Source organism: Nocardioides sp. (genome assembly GCF_030655615.1).
Taxonomy (GTDB): domain Bacteria; phylum Actinomycetota; class Actinomycetes; order Propionibacteriales; family Nocardioidaceae; genus Nocardioides.
Genome location: NZ_JAURVJ010000156.1, coordinates 17,210 through 32,926 on the forward strand (window position 1 = coordinate 17,210; position 15,717 = coordinate 32,926).

A 15,717-nucleotide genomic window follows, 5' to 3' on the forward strand; every position below is an offset into this window, starting at 1 on the left:
TCATCTCCCGACGTAGGCCGTCACCCAGCGGTCGAGCTCGTCGTAGACCCGCTTGCGCACCGGGGGCAGCGAGAGCACCACGTCGTGCCGGGCGCCGTCGACGGCGACGTAGGTGACGTGCGGTCCCACCGAGGCCGCCCACCGCCGGATCTGGGGCACGTCGAGCACGATGTCGTGGGAGTGGACGTCGTCGGTCAGCTCGGGCGCGTTGACGGTGGCGGCCGACGAGAGGATGAGCACCGGGGCCAGCACGGACAGCCCGGCGTGCACCTCGGCGTGGCCCTGACGGATCGCCCGCAGCCACCCGAAGCGCACGGGGAACGACTCGATCGGCTTCCACGCCAGGTCGTAGTCCCACTCGCCGGCGTAGGAGCGGTGGAGGCTGCGGCCGTAGACGCCGCTCACGTCGCGGGAGAGCTCGCGGGTGGGCTGGCGGCGCCCGACCCGGTCGAGGACCCGTCCGGCGGCTGCGGTGCGCTGCCACGCGGCGCCCTGCAGGTCGAGCCAGGGTGAGTTGAGCACCAGCGCCGCCAGTCCGTCGGGCTGCCTGTGGTGGGCCCAGAGGGCAGTGGTGAGGCCCCCGGTCGAGTGCGCCGAGACGACCACGCTGCCGGGTGCCGTGTGGCCGTCGCGCTCGGTGATCCGCCACCAGGCGAGGTCGATCTCGGCGAAGTAGTCGTGCAGGTCGGTGACGAACGTCGGGGTCTGGTGGGGGCGGATCGAGCGGCCGTACTTGCGCAGGTCGAGGGCGTAGAAGTCGTAGCCCCGGCTCAGCCACCAGTCGGCGTAGTCGGTGTGGAAGAAGTAGTCGGCGAACCCGTGGACGTGCAGCACCGCCCGGCCGTTGGGCTCGGCGGCCCGCCGGGACACGAGGGTCGCGACGACCGCCCCCTCCTCGTCGGGGGGCAGACCGATGGTCTCGGCCACCCACGGCTCGCCGAGCACGTCGACGGTCTGGTCGGCTCTCACGTGCCGATCCTCCCAGGTGCGCGTCGAGTCCACCGACTCCGTCGGCTCCCACTACGGTTCCGGGGTGGACAGGGTGAGGCGCGTCGTCGGCGACGTCGTCGCCGGGTGGCGCTCCGGCACCCAGCGCAGCCAGCAGCTGGTGCTCGCCGCGCTCGTCGTCGGGGTGATGCTCACGATGGCGGTCTCGCTGGCGCGCTACGCCCTCTTCCCGATCGCCGGCTTCTTCCTGTGGCTGGTGCTGGGTCTCCTGCTGCTCCGCTTCCGCGAGCTCGTCGTGCTCTCGGTCCTGGTGGTCGCTGCCGGGGTCGCGAGCCGGGTGCAACAGGGCGACGGTGTCGGCCGGGTCTCGGGCGTGGTGCTCCTGCTCCTGGCGGCGCTGCTCGTCCTCTACGCCTCCAGCCGCCAGCGCAGCGGCCTCCCGGGCCCTCTCAGCTCGGCCCTGCTCGCCGACCTGCGCGACCGGCTCAACGCGCAGGGCCGGGTGCCGCCGCTCCCGGGACCGTGGACCTGCGAGACGGCCATGGTCGCCGCCCACGGGGTGGGCTACGCCGGCGACTTCATGGTCGCCGACCTCGACGTCGAGACCCAGCGGCTCGACCTCGTCCTGGTCGACGTCGTGGGCAAGGGCGTCAAGGCCGCGCCGTCCGCCCTGCTGCTGGCCGGCGCCCTCGGCGGCCTGGTCGGCGCGCTGCGCGGACCGGCGCTGTTCGAGGCGGCCAACGACTTCCTCCTGCGCCAGGACGAGCGCTACACCGAGGAGACGTTCGCGACGGCGGTCCACGTCAGCGTCGACCTGACGGATGGCGCCTACACGATCCTCAGCGCGGGACATCCGCCGGCGCTGCGCTGGGAGCCCGACGCCGGCACGTGGATCGTCGACAACGCCCGCGGCCTGGCCCTCGGTGTCCTGCCGCACCCGGACCTCGAGGCCAGCACCGGGGTCCTCCAGCCGGGCCAGGCCCTGCTCTTCTACACCGACGGCGTGGTCGAGTCCCGCGGCAACGACATCGAGGACGGGATCGGCTGGCTGCAGGAGACCGCGGCGGCGGCCTACCTCAAGGGGTCCGACGGCGCCGCCCGACGGGTCCTGCGCCAGGTGCCGCGCGGTGACGACGACCGCGCCGTGCTGCTGCTCAGCCGCGCGACGTGACCCGGTCCGCCGTCGTGCGGTCGGGCTGGCGCCACGCGAGCAGCAGCCCGGCCACCAGCGCGCCGAGCGTACCGAGCGCCTCGTCACCGAGGGTGTCCTCGTAGGCCGTCTCGATCTCGGTGCCGTGCCGGATGAAGGTGAACCACTCGCCCAGCTCCCAACCGATGGCCAGCGCCGCACCGAGACCGGCGACCAGCAGCACGAGGACCCACCGCTCCCGGACCGACGGTGCGAGCAGCAGGCCGATGCCGCCGAGCAGGAGGAGCCAGTTGGCGAAGTGGTTGAGGTCGTCCCACCAGGTGACGGTGTCGTAGAGGTCGAGGCTGTTGCCGGTCACGTCGACGAGGAAGCCGAGCATGATCAGCGTGAACGCGCCGTACGGCGGGTCGTCGGTGGGGCGCCCGCGGCGGCGGCTCAGGAGCCACCAGATCGCGGGCGCCACCAGCATCAGTACCGGGTAGGCCACCAGCCGCGCCCCGAACGCCTTGTCGGCGAACCGGTCGATGCCGGGCACGAACTCGGCCACGGCCAGCTGGGCCTCGGTCAGGAGCAGGACAAGAACGGGGATCCACCACGGGCAGCGCGTCATGCCGCCATCCTGGCGGTGCGTCCGCTCCTCCGGACCGGGCTCGGACACTTAGTTCGCCCCACCCGGGCAGAGGCGCCCGGACCACACTCCTAGACGACCACATGGCGCGTGTCGAGGCCGCCGGGCCGCGACCGGTCGATCAGTGGGCGTAGGTGCCGTGGATGATCGCGCGGCCGGCGGTCTTGAAGGCCAGGTTGAACGAGACGACCGCGGGAGAGGCGTCGGGGTCGACACCGAGCTCGGGCGCCGTGACCGCGTGCACGACGAAGAAGTAGCGGTGCACCTGGTCGCCCTCGGGCGGCGCGGCGCCGGCGAAGGAGGAGCCACCGGTGTCGTTGCGGCAGTGGAACGCCGCGCCCGGCAGGGCGGCGCCCTCGGCCCCGGCACCGGTGTCGAGCGACGTCACGTCGGCCGGCAGGTCGACGAGGACCCAGTGCCAGAAGCCGCTCGGGGTCGGGGCGTCGGGGTCGAAGCAGGTCACGGTGTAGCTCTCGGCGCCCTCGACGGCGTCCCAGGAGAGCTGGGGCGAGGTGTTGCCGGCGTCGGCGACCTGGTCGTCCTTGAGGGGCTGACCGTCGGTCACGTCGGTGCTGGTCACGCCGAAGGACGGCACGGCCGGGAGCAGGGGATAGGGGTCAGGGGTGATGGGGCGCTCGAGAACCATGCTGCGAACATACGGGAGGATGCCCGACGTGAGCGCGCATGGTTGAGCTGGTCGACATCACCGACCCGGCCGACCCCCGGCTGCGGGACTACCGCGACCTCCGCGACGTGCAGCTGCGTCAGCTCCTCGAGGTCGAGCACGGCCTCTTCCTCGCCGAGGGCGAGAAGGTCGTGCGCCGTGCGGTCGAGGGCGGCCACACGCCGCGGTCCTTCCTGATGGCACCGCGGTGGCTCGACGGCCTCGCCGACGTCCTGGCCACCACCGACGCCCCTTGCTACGTGCTGTCCGAGGCGCTGGCCGAGCAGGTCACCGGCTTCCACGTCCACCGCGGCGCCCTCGCCTCGCTCGCCCGTCGCCCGCTGCCGTCGGTCGCCGAGGTGCTCGAGGGCGCCCGGTCGGTGCTCGTGCTCGAGGACGTCGTCGACCACACCAACGTCGGCGCGATCTTCCGCTCCGGCGCCGCGCTCGGCTTCGACGCCGTGCTCCTCGCGCCCCGCTGCGCCGACCCGCTCTACCGCCGTGCGGTCAAGGTCGCGATGGGGGCAGTCTTCTCGGTGCCCTGGACCCGGCTGCCCGACTGGCGCACCGCGCTGCCCGACCTGTCCGCGGCCGGCTTCACCACCGTCGCGCTGACGCTCGCCGGCGACGCCGTGCCGATCGAGGACGCCGTACGCGGCCTCGACAAGGTCGCGCTCGTCCTCGGCTCCGAGGGCCACGGCCTCTCGCCGGCCTGGCAGCGCGCAGCCGACCGGCGCGCGACCATCCCCATGGCCCGGGGGGTCGCCGAGGGCATCGACTCGCTCAACGTGGCGGCCGCCAGCGCCGTCGCCTGCTACGTGACCGCCCGCCGCTGACGGACCGACGGGTTTCGGCGGCCGGAGGTCGTGGGGAGGCTCCCCGCATGACGAACCCGACGCCTCCTCAAGGTCCGCCGTCCGCCCACCCGCCTCCGCCGGCGTCCTTCCAGGACACCCGGCCACCGCTGTGGCAGGTGGTCCCCACCTCGCTCAAGGTCGCGGTCGTCACGGCCGCCCTGGGGTTCGTGGCCAGCCTCTCGGTCAGCAGCGAGACCGTCGTCAACGGCCGGGTCACCGAGTGCAGCTACCTCGACGTCGGCGCCATCGCGCTCGGCGTCGTCACCGTCGCGCTGGTCGTGGCCGGCGCCCTGGGCCAGCGGGGCAGGCCCGAGCGGCTGCGGATGCCGCTCCCGCTGCTCGCCGGCCTCTCCGTAGTCCTGCTCACCGTCGCGGCCTACCACGTGGTCTCGGGGCTCGGGATCGTCGGCGGTCCCTGCAACTGACCCGGCGCCCCCCTGAACGAAGGTCAGTCGTGGGGGTCGCCGCTCTCGCCGACGGGCCAGTCGGGCGGGAAGTCCTCGGCCTGGGCGTCGTGGGCCTTCTGGAGCTTCTTGCGGAGCTTGGTGGGCACCCGGTCGCCGAAGACGGTGCCGAACGTGTGGTCGCTCTCGTGCTGGAGGCAGCGGGCGAGGAGCCCGGTGCCGCTGAACGAGACGGGCTGGCCGTCGAGGCCGAACCCCGAAACCGACGCCTGGTCGGGGCGGGCGCACTCGACGAAGGCACCGGGGAGGGACAGGCAGCCCTCGTCGTCCTCCTCGAGGTTGCGGTCCTTGCCCTCGGGGAGCGTGAGCACCGGGTTGCAGACGAGACCGACCGTGCGCTCGCGGTCGTCGTCGGGGCAGTCGAACACGAACATCGCCACGTCCTCCCCGATCTGGCAGGCGGCGAGACCGACCCCGTCGGCGGCGTACATCGTGGCGACCATGTCGGCGGCCAGGGCTCGCAGGTCGTCGTCGTACGACGTCACGAGGGCCTGCGGGCGGTGCATCACCGGGGTGCCCCAGCGGGTGATCGGGCGGACGGTGCCGCCGGTCGGAAGGGGTCCGTGGGGCGCGTGAGGAGCGTCGTCGGGCATGCCCAGGATCATAGGGAACCCCGTGTGACCCGCCGCACGGGTGGCTGCTGTAGCGCGGTGTGTAACTCTCAGTTACAGTTTCGGCATGTCCCTCATCTCCAGCCTCAGGCTCGACGGGCTGCGCCAGGGCGGTCGCCACGGCGTACCGAGCTCGGAGTCGCGCGACCCGATCGGCTACCTCGTCGCCGGCCTCAACCGGCTCGCCCAGAGCGAGCTCATCGACCGGGTCCGGCTCCGCAAGCCGGCCGAGCAGGCCGTCTTCACGGTGACCCGCGACGGCTTCAAGGTCCTCACCGCCGCCAGCCGCACCTTCGCCCGGGCCGGCAAGCCCGGGGTCTCCGGCACCCGCCCGGTGCCCGCGTCGGCCCCGAAGGGCGTCTTCGACCTCACCCCGACCGAGGACGAGCAGATGCTCGTCGACGTCGTCACCGACTACGCCGTCGAGGTCGTCCGCCCGGCCGCCTCCGAGGCCAACGAGACCTGCGAGGCCCCCGAGGCCGTGCTCAAGGCCGGGCTCGAGATCGGGCTCCCGATCCTCGGCATCCCCGAGGCACTCGGCGGCATCTCCGAGGAGCGCTCGGCCATGGCCGGCACCCTGGTCGCCGAGGCGCTCGCCCACGGCGACATGGGGCTCGCCGTCGCGAGCCTCGCCCCGGGCTCGGTCGCCACGGCCCTCGGACTGTGGGGCACCGACGCCCAGCAGCAGACCTACCTCCCGGCGTTTACCGGCGACGACGCACCGGCCGCCGCACTGGCGCTGACCGAGCCGACCGTCCTCTTCGACGTGCTCAGCCCCTCGACGACCGCCCGCAGGACCGCCGTCGGCTTCGTGCTCGACGGCGTCAAGACCCTGGTGCCCCGCGGCGCACAGGCTGAGCTGTTCGTGGTCGGCGCCGCACTCGACGGCAAGCCCGTCCTGTTCCTGGTCGAGTCGGGTGCCGACGGCCTCGAGGTCGAGGGCGACCCGTCGATGGGCGTCCGCGCGGCCTCCCACGCCAAGCTCACGCTCACCGGCGTCACCGTGCCGGCCGAGGCCGTCCTCGGCGAGACCGACGGCTCGACCTACACCGACTGCGTCCGGCTCTCGCGCCTCGCGTGGTGCGCGCTGTCGGTCGGCACCGCCCAGGCCGTGCTCGACTACGTGACCCCCTACGTCAAGGAACGCCAGGCCTTCGGCGAGCCGATCGCCCACCGCCAGTCGGTCGCGTTCATGGTCGCCAACATCGCCATCGAGCTGCAGGCCATGCGCCTGCTCACCTACAAGGCCGCGGCCCGCGCCGCCGCCGGCAAGGACTTCACCCGCGAGGTCGCCCTGGCCCGCAAGGCGTGCGCCGACAAGGGCATGCAGATCGGGCTCGACGGCGTCCAGCTGCTCGGGGGCCACGGCTTCGTCAAGGAGCACCCGGTCGAGCGGTGGTACCGCGACCTGCGTGCGATCGGAATCATGGAAGGCTCGGTGCTCGTGTAATGGCCATCAACCTGGACGACCCCAAGAAGTTCAAGCCGCTCGTGGGCCAGGCCCACCAGGTCGCCATGAACATGCTGCGCCCGATCTCCCGCAAGTACGACCGTGCCGAGCACGCGTACCCCCAGGAGCTCGACATGCTGGCGGCGATGATCGACGGCCTGTCCGAGTCCGGCGCCTCCGAGGGGGCCGGTGCGGCCGGCGTACGCCGTGACGAGAAGGACACGGACAAGACGGTCAAGAACGGTGCCAACCTCGCCTCGGTGATGTCCATCGCCGAGATGTGCTGGGGTGACGTCGGGCTGCTGCTGTCGATGCCGCGCCAGGGCCTCGGCAACTCGGCCATCGCCTCGGTCGCCGACGACGAGCAGCAGAAGCGGCTCGAGGGCGTGTGGGCGGGGATGGCGATCACCGAGCCCGGCGTGGGCTCCGACTCGGCCAACATCAAGACCACCGCGGTCCTCGACGGCGACGAGTACGTCATCAACGGCGAGAAGATCTACGTCACCTCCGGTGACCGCGCCGACCACATCGTCGTGTGGGCCACGCTCGACCGCGACCTGGGTCGCGCCGCCATCAAATCGTTCGTCGTCGCCAAGGGCACGCCCGGCATGCGGGTCGACCGGCTCGAGCACAAGCTCGGCATCCGGGCCTCCGACACCGCGACGATCATCTTCGAGAACTGCCGGGTGCCCAAGGAGAACCTCCTGGGCTCGGCCGAGGTCGACACCAAGCAGGGCTTCGCCGGCGCCATGGCGACCTTCGACAACACTCGTCCGCTGGTGGCCGCGATGGCCGTCGGCTGCGCCCGCGCCTCGCTCGACCTGACCCGCGACCTGCTCAAGGATGCCGGCATCGAGGTCGACTACGACCGGCCCGCGATCCTGCAGAGCGCGGCCGCGGCCAAGTTCCTGCAGATGGAGTCCGACTGGGAAGGCGCCTACCTGCTCATGATGCAGGCGGCGTGGATGGCCGACAACCGCGAGCCCAACTCGCTCGAGGCCTCGATGGCCAAGGCCAAGGCCGGACGCGTCGGCTCCGACATCACGCTGTCGTGCGTCGAGCTCGCCGGCTCGGTCGGCTACAGCGAGACCGAGCTGCTCGAGAAGTGGGCCCGCGACTCCAAGATCCTCGACATCTTCGAGGGCACCCAGCAGATCCAGCAGCTGATCGTCGCTCGTCGGGTCCTCGGGCTGTCCAGTGGTGAGCTGAAGTAGTGCCGGTTCGCCGGTTGTGGGGTCTGCTTGACGTGGAGATTCTCCGCTGACCCGGTGAATCTCCTCCTTCTTGCACGAAGTTTCGTCGCAGAAGGAGGAGTTTCACCGTTGAGGCGGTGAATCTCCACGTCGGTCGGCGCCCCCCGCAGCAAGCACCCCGCGGGCCTCCATCAGGGCGAAGCCCAGGAGGTTGAGCCCGCGCCACCGGCTCGGGGTGTCGATGCGCTCGTCGTCCGAGGCGAGCCCGACACCCCAGACGCGATCGACGGGGCTGGCCTCGACGAGCACGCGGTCACGGGTGCCGAGGAGGTACGCCGCCAGGTCGGCGTGGGCGCCGAACTTGGCCAGGCTTGCCTGCCGGACGATGCCGTGACGGTGCTCCACCCAGACGGCGTCGTCGAACCGCGCCACCCGGCGGCCGAGGTCCTTGGCCTGGGCTGGGCTGCGCGCCTCCAGGATGCGCGAGGCCGTCGACGGGTCGTCGAAGAGCCACGCCTTGTGGGCCATCATGAAGTGCTCTGCGGTCCGGAACCGCTGGCCGTCGACCTCGAACGCCGCGGGCCACCACTGGCTCAGGCACGCCTGGTCCACCAGTCCCGGTCGGGCCGGTCGGTGGCCCCAGAAGGTCAACATCTTGTGCCGCTGCCCGGCACGCTCGAGGCGGAGAGCCTCGTCGAGCGAGCCGGGCAGCGTCGTGCTCATGCCTGAACGGTAGGGCGGCGTGGTCGCCGCGCCCACCGACTTTCGGACAGGGTCAGGAGGGGCTGGGCGGCCGGTCCTCGAGGCTGCTGCCCATGGCCTTGGCGATGTCGGCCGGGGTGACGTCGACCTCGTCGTCGAGCGCGCCGGCGTCGATGTCGGTCACCGGGGCGGGCTCGGGCTCGGGGGCGGGCGGAACCGGGGCCTGGGCCTCCGGCTCGGACGTGACCGACGCGGCCGGCGCGGCCGGCGCGGCGGGCGCCTGGGGGTCCGGGGTGGGAGCGGCGGTCTTCTTGGCCGGCGTGGCCTTCTTCGCGGGCGTGGCCTTCTTGGCCGGCGCGGCGGCCTTGGCCGGCTCCGGGGCCTTCTTGGCCGGGGCGGGTGCCTTCTTCGCGGGCTCGGCCGGCTTGGTGGCCGGCTCCGCGACCTTGGCCGCGGGGGCCTTCTTGGCCGGGGCCTTCTTGGCCGGGGCGACCGGGCCCTTGGCCGGGGCCTTCTGCACCGGCGTCTGACGCGTGGCCGGCCCCGGGTCGGGGGCAAAGGTGGGCTTGACGTCGGTGGGCGGTGCCGCGGGCGGCGTGGCCGAGGCCTTCCCGTGACCCGGGAGCAGCCCGACGACCGCGCCAGCAACGTGGCTTGCCGTGCGGAGCGGGAGGCGGACGACGGAGCTGATCGAGTGGAGGAGAGCCATGCAACCCACCTTCGCACCCTGCGGGACGTCGTACGCCGCCCGGTGGGGTGACCGCCGCTCAGCGGGTGAGCGGCGCCACTCGGGCGAGGTCGTCGGGGCCCTCGAGGTCGGCGAGGGCCACGAAGACCGTGTCGACGCCGCGGTCGGCGAGCAGGCCGTAGCGGTCGCGCTGCTCGGCCGGGGTGCCGGCGTGCGTGCGGGCGGCGTACGACGCTGCGGTGGAACGCCCCCGCAGCCGCTCGACCCGTGCCCAGGTGTCGTCGCGATCGGTGCCAACGGTGGGCAGGTCGAGCACGGTGACGGTCACGTCGGGCCGGTGTCGTCGCAGCGTCGCGAGGTGGTCGTCGAGGGCGGGAAGCGTCGAGGGGACGTTGGCCGCGTCGCCGAGCGCGGCCGCGATCCGCAGCGTGCGCGGGCCGGTGCCGCCGACGACCACCGGGATCGGCCCGGCCGGCCGCGGGTAGCACGTCGTCTCCGGGAGGGTGACGCGCTCGCCGGCGTGCGCCTTGGTGCCCGCCGACCAGAGCGCCCGCATGGTCTCGATCGCCGTCTCCAGGGCGTCCAGGCGCTCGTGGGCCGGCGGGAACGGCAGGCCGTACGCCGCGTGCTCGCGCTCCCACCAGCCGGCGCCGACCCCCAGGAACGTCCGGCCGCTGGTGAGGGCGCTGAGGGTGGCGGCGGCCTTGGCGGTCACGCCGGCGGGCCGGAACGTCACCGGCGTCACGAGGGTGCCGAGGTCGAGACCGGTGTCGAGGCCCGCCAGCAGCCCGAGCGCCACCCAGGGCTCGGGGATGGGCGACCAGGCCCGGTCGACCTGCGGGATCTGGATGAGGTGGTCCATCAGGGCGATCCCCGCCAGCCCGGCGTCGTCGGCGGCCAGGGCCACGTCGCGCAGCCACCCGCGCGGGTCCGCACCCCACGGGAAGCGGGAGAGCTGCAGCACCACGCGCAGCCCCTGCGAGCTCCGTCGGTCCTCGCGCGGCGCCGGGGTCGTGTGCCTCTCCACGGTCCCCGCACCGGGCTCGGGCCCACGACCCCCGCCCGGCACCGTCACCACCGCGTCCCAGCCCTCCTCGGCCAACGTCGGTACGACGGCCGCGTGGCGTCGCTGCTGCTGCACCAGCACCGCGGCCGGGACCGGGCGGTCGCGGTCGGCGTTGCGCCGCCGGGCCTCGGCGACCGGGGTGTCGACCACCACCGCGACGCAGGCCAGGCCGGCCGCACGCCCGAGGCCCAGCCAGCGGAGACGCCGGTCGTCGTCGGTGCCGAGGGTGTCGACGACCGTGGACAGGCCACGGGCGAGGCGTGCGGCGACGATCCGCTCGAGCAGGTCGAACGCGTCGGTGGACGCGTCGAGGTCGGCCGGTCCGCTGCCGACGAGCGCGCGCAGGGCGTCGGAGGACACGACCTCCTCGGCGCGGTAGCGCGCCGCCGCCCAGGTCGTCTTGCCCGAGCCGCTCGGCCCGACGAGGACGACGAGCGCGGGGTCGGGGAGCGGCCCGTCCGACGACCCGGCCATCGGCTCGGTCAGCGGCGGGGCGGCAGCTTGCCGCCGGGGACGTCGTCGGGCGAGGGCGCCGGCGTGGGGGCGGGCCTGGCGACCGGCCGCTGGTGGGGCACGTTCTTGGCGATCGAGGCGGGGGAGGGCGTGCCTCCCTGGTTGACCTCGCCGACCTCGCCGACCTCGCCGACCTCGGCCGGAGACGCCGTGGCGGCCGGGGGAGACGTGGGGCTGGCGGCAGCGGGTCCGGGCTCGGCGCCGCGGACCCGGCTGCGGACCTCGCCGACCCCCTTGCGGACGACGGGCGCGGCGGTGCGGACGGCCTTGTCGCCGGCCTTGGCCACGAAGGTGATGGTCTGCTTGAGCTTGTCGATCGCGGGGTGGGGCACGCGGGCTCGCTCCTCGGGTCGGGTCCGACGATCCAAGCACACCGAGCAACGCCCGAGCCCGAGCACGACGACGGGCCCGCACCTCGGTCGGAGGTACGGGCCCGTCGTGGGGGAGCGGTGGAGGGTCAGGAGACGGCGCGGAAGGGGTCGTGCTCGGCGAGGAGGCGGTCGACCCGGGCCTGGTCGAGGCGGTGGACCACCGACTGGCTCTCCTGGTTGTCGCGGACGCACTTGGCGAGGGTGAACGCCGACGTCGTGAGGAACAGGGTCCCGAGGGCGAGGAAGGCCTTGGCCCACGGCTCGGCGTCGAGGTAGAGGACGGCCATCATCAGCGACAGCAGGGCGACGGCGAAGGAGATGCCGGCCATGGCGAAGAAGGCGGCGGTGTTCTTGGCGGGGGCGTTGGTGGGGTTCGTCATGCCGAGAACCCTTGCCGCCCGGCGGGCCGGGCCGACCGACCGGCGTACTCGACCCGGACTGAGTAGCCGGGCCCGGTCGACCCGGGTCTGGCACGGTGGGGGCATGAGTGCCACCCACGACAGCACCGACCGGACCGACGTCATCGTCTCCGTCCTCGCCGACGCCTTCGCGCCGCTCATGGAGGCGGACCCGACGGCGTTCCGCGCCAAGTTCAGGACCATGGCGGGCGACCCGCACGCGTTCTACCGCGGGACGGCGTGCTTGTTCTTCCACGACGTGGTCGACGACGGCGACGACCCGTTTGCGACCGGGGACGCCGGCCGGATCTGGGTGCACGGCGACCTGCACGTCGAGAACTTCGGCACCTACCTCAACGCCGACGGCCGGCTGGTCTTCGACGTCAACGACTTCGACGAGGCCTACCTCGGCCGCTTCACCTGGGACCTGCAGCGCTTCGCGGCGTCGCTCGCGCTGATGGGCTGGCAGAAGGCGCTGCCCGAGAACGACGTGGCTGCGCTGACCGAGGCCTACGTGCGGGCCTACCTCGACCAGGTCCGCGCCTACGTCGACAGCGAGACCGACGACTTCGCGCTCAACCTCGACAACACCGAAGGCCCGATCCTCGCCGCGCTCGTCGTAGCGCGCCGCCGCCGGCGGGCCGAGCTCCTCGACGCCAACACCGTCGAGGTCGACGGCGCCCGTCGCTTCGCCGACCACCCGTCCGTACGCCGCCTCGAGGACGACGAGCGGGAGCGGGTCGTCGCGGCCTTCGAGACCTACCTCGGCACGATCCCGCCGCGGCGGCGCTCCGAGCGCGACCTGTTCTACGAGCTGCGCGACGTCGTCGGCAAGTCCGGGTTCGGCATCGGCAGCGCGGGACTGCCGGCCTACAACCTGCTGGTCGAGGGCTACAGCCAGGCGCTCGACAACGACGTGGTGCTCTCGATGAAGCAGGCCAACGTGCCCGCCATCAGCCGCTACGTCGACGCCGGCGCGGTCGAGCGCTACTTCGACCACGAGGGCCACCGCACCGTCGTCAGCCAGCGGGCGCTGCAGGTCCACACCGACCCCATGCTCGGCTACACCGACCTCGACGGGGTCGGCTACGTCGTCGCCGAGGTCTCGCCCTACGAGGTCGACCTCGACTGGTCCGGCCTCACCGAGCCCGACGACATCGCCCAGGTCGTGTCGCTGCTCGGGCGCGCGACGGCCAAGATCCACTGCGCGTCCGACGAGGACAGCGACGAGGACCTCGTGGAGTTCCAGGTCGAGGACGCCATCACCGAGGCGGTCCGCGGCCGCGAGGACGAGCTCGTCGCCTGGGTGACCGAGTTCGGGGCGTCGTACGCCGTGCGGGTGCGCGACGACCACGCCTGCTTCGTGCAGGCCTTCCGGGAGGGCCGGATCGGCGTGACCGCCACCGCCTGAACGACCGGTCGCGACAAGCTCCCCTGGTGCAGCTCTCAGACCGGCGCGGCGCCGGCGGACGGGGTGCCGTCGAGGTGGCCGGGGGCGGCCAGGCCCCCGCGGACGAACGCGACGTCGACGGCGCGGCGCACGGCGTCGGCACGCTCGGCCGGGACCAGCGCGATCGCCGACCCGCCGAACCCGCCGCCGGTCATCCGGGCGCCGAGGGCACCCGTCTGCAGCGCGGTGTCGACGACCAGGTCGAGCTCGGCGCAGGAGACCTCGAAGTCGTCGCGCAGGGACAGGTGGGAGGCGGTGAACAGCCGGCCGAGCTCGGCCCAGTCACCGGCCCGCAGGGCGTGGACCGCCTTCTCGACCCGGGTGTTCTCGCTGACGACGTGGGTCGCCCGGCGCCGCAGGAGGTCGTCGTCGAGGGTCGCGACGTCGGCCGGGGTCGATTCCCGCAACGAGCCCACGCCCAGGCGGCGGGCGGCTTCCTCGCACTGGTCGCGCCGCGACCCGTACCCGCCGTCGGTGAGGGCGTGGGAGACACGGGTGTCGACGACGAGGAGCTGCAGGCCGGCGGCGCCGACGTCGACCGGGACGTGCTCGGCGGAGCCGTCGGCGAAGTCGAGCAGCAGCGCGTGCCCGTCGCGGGCGAGGAGCACGGCGGACTGGTCGAGCCCGCCCGTGGGCGCGCCGGCGACCTCGGTCTCGGCCCGACGGCACGCCTCGACGAGCGCGCGCCGGAGGTCGTCGTCGAGGTCGAGACCGGCGGCCGTCACCGCCGCGACCGCCACGGCGGCCTCGAGCGACGCCGAGCTCGACAGACCGGCACCGAGCGGCACCGTGCTGTCCAGCGCCAGGTCGAGCGGCGGTATGACGTACCCGGCCTGCTCGAGCGCCCACAGCACGCCCGCGGCGTAGGCCGCCCACCCGTCGACCCGACCCGGAGCCGCGTCGGCAGCGACGCCGGACCAGGTGTCGTCCTGCTGGGCGCTCGCGATCCGGGTCGGACCCTGGTCGAGGACCGTCGCCCGGGCGGTCGTGGCCGCGGGGATCGCGACCGGGAGGCACAGACCGGCGTTGTAGTCGGTGTGCTCGCCGATGAGGTTGACCCGGCCCGGCGCGCGCACCGTCAGCGTCCTGTCCACCCGCGTCACCCTAGAGTGTGCTCACGTGGAGTTCCTGGGCGCGAGGCCGCCGTACGACCTGACCTACGACGACGTGTTCATGGTGCCGCGCAGCAGCGCGGTGGCCAGTCGCTACGACGTCGACCTCACCACCGCCGACGGCACCGGCGCGACGCTGCCGATCGTGGTGGCCAACATGACGGCGATCGCCGGGAAGCGGATGGCCGAGACGGTCGCCCGGCGGGGTGCGATCACCGTCATCCCGCAGGACATCCCGGCCGACGTGGTGGCGGGGGTCGTCGCGTCGGTGAAGTCGCGGCACCTGGTCTTCGACACCCCGATCACCCTGCGTCCCGAGCAGACCGTCGCCGAGGCGCTGTCGCTGATCCCGAAGCGCTCGCACGGCGCGGCCGTCGTGGTCGTGGACGGCCGCCCGGTCGGGATCGTCTCCGAGGCCGACTGCCGCGACGTCGACCGGTTCGCCCAGGCCGGGCAGGTGATGCGTCCGCCGGCGGTCGTGGTCGGTGACGACGCCGATCCCCGCACGGTCTTCGAGCGGCTCGACGCATCCCGGGCCGGCCTCGCCGTCGCCGTCGACGCCGCGGGCACGCTGGTCGGGGTGCTGACCCGCACCGGTGCCCTGCGCGCCACGCTCTACACCCCGGCCACCGACGCCGCGGGCGGGCTCCGGATCGCCGCCGCGGTGGGCGTCAACGGTGACGTCGCCGTGACCGCCAAGGAGCTCCTCGCGGCCGGCGTCGACTGCCTCGTCGTCGACACCGCCCACGGGCACCAGGACCGGGTGGTCGAGACCCTGCGCGCGGTGCGCGCCCTCGACCCGCAGGTCCCGGTCGTCGCCGGCAACGTGGTCTCCGCCGAGGGCACGCGGGCGCTCGTCGAGGCGGGCGCCGACATCGTCAAGGTCGGCGTCGGTCCCGGCGCGATGTGCACGACGCGGATGATGACCGGGGTCGGCCGGCCGCAGTTCTCCGCGGTGCTCGAGTGCTCCGCAGCAGCCCGCGACCTGGGCGCACACGTGTGGGCCGACGGCGGCGTACGCCACCCGCGCGACGTCGCGCTCGCCCTCGCCGCCGGTGCCTCGTCGGTGATGGTCGGGTCCTGGTTCGCCGGCACCCACGAGTCGCCCGGCGACCTGGTGGCCGACGCCGACGGCCGCGCCTACAAGGTGTCGTTCGGCATGGCCTCCGCCCGCGCGGTCGCCTCCCGCACGTCGGGCGAGTCGGCCTACGACCGGGCCCGCAAGGGTCTCTACGAGGAGGGCATCTCGTCCTCGCGGATGTACCTCGACCCCGCCCGCCCGGGCGTCGAGGACCTCATCGACCAGATCTGCTCCGGCGTCCGCTCCGCCTGCACCTACGCCGGCGCCACCACCCTCGCCGAGCTGCACGACCGCGCGGTCGTCGGCGTCCAGTCCGCCGCCGGCTTCCACGAGGGGCGTCCGCTCAGCACCAGCTGGTAGACCGGGTCGGC

Annotated in this window: 17 protein-coding genes; 7 read left to right on the plus strand and 10 right to left on the minus strand. The window is 73.5% G+C overall.

Annotation, left to right across the window (positions count from 1 at the left end):
• Complete coding sequence (locus tag Q7T52_RS13045; protein ID WP_304803155.1) at positions 1-969, minus strand: alpha/beta hydrolase; 969 nt, start codon at positions 967-969, stop codon at positions 1-3.
• 64 nt (positions 970-1,033) lie between these two features.
• Between Q7T52_RS13045 and Q7T52_RS13050 the strand changes: the two genes are divergently transcribed.
• Positions 1,034-2,119, plus strand: a complete 1,086-nt coding sequence (locus Q7T52_RS13050; protein ID WP_304803157.1) for a PP2C family protein-serine/threonine phosphatase — start codon at positions 1,034-1,036, stop codon at positions 2,117-2,119.
• On the opposite strand, the gene Q7T52_RS13055 is transcribed toward Q7T52_RS13050, so the two are convergent.
• Positions 2,103-2,708 carry a hypothetical protein gene (locus Q7T52_RS13055; RefSeq protein WP_304803159.1) on the minus strand — a complete coding sequence of 202 codons (606 nt, stop codon included), beginning with the start codon at positions 2,706-2,708 and terminating at the stop codon, positions 2,103-2,105. The genes Q7T52_RS13050 and Q7T52_RS13055 overlap by 17 nt on opposite strands.
• Before the next feature lie 139 nt (positions 2,709-2,847).
• Entirely contained in the window at positions 2,848-3,372 is a 525-nt protein-coding gene (locus Q7T52_RS13060) for a YbhB/YbcL family Raf kinase inhibitor-like protein (protein WP_304803161.1), read from the minus strand.
• A 38-nt stretch (positions 3,373-3,410) separates the two neighbouring features.
• On the opposite strand from Q7T52_RS13060, the gene Q7T52_RS13065 reads away from it, so the two are divergent.
• A complete protein-coding gene (locus Q7T52_RS13065) occupies positions 3,411-4,226 on the plus strand; it encodes an RNA methyltransferase (RefSeq protein ID WP_304803163.1) in 816 nt (271 codons plus the stop codon).
• Between the two features lie 47 nt (positions 4,227-4,273).
• The gene (locus Q7T52_RS13070) at positions 4,274-4,672 is read left to right on the plus strand and encodes a hypothetical protein (protein WP_304803165.1); all 399 of its coding nucleotides are present in this window, start codon (positions 4,274-4,276) and stop codon (positions 4,670-4,672) included.
• Positions 4,673-4,695: 23 nt separating this feature from the next.
• Here the strand turns inward: Q7T52_RS13070 and def are convergent, their stop codons facing one another.
• Positions 4,696-5,304 carry a peptide deformylase gene (gene def / locus Q7T52_RS13075; protein WP_304803167.1) on the minus strand — a complete coding sequence of 203 codons (609 nt, stop codon included), beginning with the start codon at positions 5,302-5,304 and terminating at the stop codon, positions 4,696-4,698.
• Positions 5,305-5,389: 85 nt separating this feature from the next.
• Here def and Q7T52_RS13080 point away from each other — a divergent pair, with 85 nt between their 5' ends.
• Positions 5,390-6,772 (plus strand): acyl-CoA dehydrogenase family protein, encoded by a 1,383-nt coding sequence (locus tag Q7T52_RS13080; RefSeq protein ID WP_304803169.1) that lies wholly within the window; start codon positions 5,390-5,392, stop codon positions 6,770-6,772.
• Complete coding sequence (locus Q7T52_RS13085; RefSeq protein WP_304803171.1) at positions 6,772-7,986, plus strand: acyl-CoA dehydrogenase family protein; 1,215 nt, start codon at positions 6,772-6,774, stop codon at positions 7,984-7,986. The genes Q7T52_RS13080 and Q7T52_RS13085 overlap by 1 nt, the downstream gene beginning before the upstream one ends.
• 102 nt (positions 7,987-8,088) lie before the next feature.
• On the opposite strand, the gene Q7T52_RS13090 is transcribed toward Q7T52_RS13085, so the two are convergent.
• The 5 genes from Q7T52_RS13090 to Q7T52_RS13110 form a co-directional block, all read right to left on the minus strand.
• A complete protein-coding gene (locus Q7T52_RS13090) occupies positions 8,089-8,688 on the minus strand; it encodes an NADAR family protein (protein ID WP_304803173.1) in 600 nt (199 codons plus the stop codon).
• A gap of 52 nt (positions 8,689-8,740) precedes the next feature.
• Entirely contained in the window at positions 8,741-9,376 is a 636-nt protein-coding gene (locus Q7T52_RS13095) for a hypothetical protein (RefSeq protein ID WP_304803175.1), read from the minus strand.
• A 58-nt stretch (positions 9,377-9,434) separates the two neighbouring features.
• Entirely contained in the window at positions 9,435-10,895 is a 1,461-nt protein-coding gene (locus tag Q7T52_RS13100; protein ID WP_304803177.1) for an LLM class flavin-dependent oxidoreductase, read from the minus strand.
• An 8-nt stretch (positions 10,896-10,903) separates the two neighbouring features.
• Positions 10,904-11,266, minus strand: a complete 363-nt coding sequence (locus Q7T52_RS13105; RefSeq protein WP_304803178.1) for a hypothetical protein — start codon at positions 11,264-11,266, stop codon at positions 10,904-10,906.
• A gap of 125 nt (positions 11,267-11,391) precedes the next feature.
• The gene (locus Q7T52_RS13110) at positions 11,392-11,685 is read right to left on the minus strand and encodes a YiaA/YiaB family inner membrane protein (RefSeq protein WP_304803179.1); all 294 of its coding nucleotides are present in this window, start codon (positions 11,683-11,685) and stop codon (positions 11,392-11,394) included.
• 103 nt (positions 11,686-11,788) lie between these two features.
• Here Q7T52_RS13110 and Q7T52_RS13115 point away from each other — a divergent pair, with 103 nt between their 5' ends.
• Positions 11,789-13,114, plus strand: coding sequence for a DUF2252 domain-containing protein (locus Q7T52_RS13115; protein WP_304803180.1), 1,326 nt, complete (start codon positions 11,789-11,791; stop codon positions 13,112-13,114).
• Positions 13,115-13,149: 35 nt separating this feature from the next.
• Here the strand turns inward: Q7T52_RS13115 and galK are convergent, their stop codons facing one another.
• Positions 13,150-14,247 (minus strand): galactokinase, encoded by a 1,098-nt coding sequence (gene galK, locus Q7T52_RS13120; protein WP_304803182.1) that lies wholly within the window; start codon positions 14,245-14,247, stop codon positions 13,150-13,152.
• Positions 14,248-14,272: 25 nt separating this feature from the next.
• On the opposite strand from galK, the gene Q7T52_RS13125 reads away from it, so the two are divergent.
• Positions 14,273-15,706: a GuaB1 family IMP dehydrogenase-related protein gene (locus Q7T52_RS13125; protein WP_304803184.1), complete on the plus strand. Its 1,434-nt coding sequence runs from the start codon at positions 14,273-14,275 to the stop codon at positions 15,704-15,706.
• Positions 15,707-15,717: the final 11 nt, after the last annotated feature.

Bases quoted from the DNA above. Each gene is read 5' to 3' on its own strand.
- Q7T52_RS13085 (WP_304803171.1), top strand. From the start codon at position 6,772: ATGGCCATCAACCTGGACGACCCCAAGAAGTTCAAGCCGCTCGTGGGC.
- Q7T52_RS13060 (WP_304803161.1), bottom strand. From the start codon at position 3,372: ATGGTTCTCGAGCGCCCCATCACCCCTGACCCCTATCCCCTGCTCCCG.
- Q7T52_RS13095 (WP_304803175.1), bottom strand. From the start codon at position 9,376: ATGGCTCTCCTCCACTCGATCAGCTCCGTCGTCCGCCTCCCGCTCCGC.
- def (WP_304803167.1), bottom strand. From the start codon at position 5,304: ATGCCCGACGACGCTCCTCACGCGCCCCACGGACCCCTTCCGACCGGC.
- Q7T52_RS13115 (WP_304803180.1), top strand. From the start codon at position 11,789: ATGAGTGCCACCCACGACAGCACCGACCGGACCGACGTCATCGTCTCC.
- Q7T52_RS13080 (WP_304803169.1), top strand. From the start codon at position 5,390: ATGTCCCTCATCTCCAGCCTCAGGCTCGACGGGCTGCGCCAGGGCGGT.
- Q7T52_RS13090 (WP_304803173.1), bottom strand. From the start codon at position 8,688: ATGAGCACGACGCTGCCCGGCTCGCTCGACGAGGCTCTCCGCCTCGAG.
- Q7T52_RS13070 (WP_304803165.1), top strand. From the start codon at position 4,274: ATGACGAACCCGACGCCTCCTCAAGGTCCGCCGTCCGCCCACCCGCCT.
- Q7T52_RS13065 (WP_304803163.1), top strand. From the start codon at position 3,411: ATGGTTGAGCTGGTCGACATCACCGACCCGGCCGACCCCCGGCTGCGG.
- Q7T52_RS13100 (WP_304803177.1), bottom strand. From the start codon at position 10,895: ATGGCCGGGTCGTCGGACGGGCCGCTCCCCGACCCCGCGCTCGTCGTC.
- Q7T52_RS13110 (WP_304803179.1), bottom strand. From the start codon at position 11,685: ATGACGAACCCCACCAACGCCCCCGCCAAGAACACCGCCGCCTTCTTC.
- Q7T52_RS13055 (WP_304803159.1), bottom strand. From the start codon at position 2,708: ATGACGCGCTGCCCGTGGTGGATCCCCGTTCTTGTCCTGCTCCTGACC.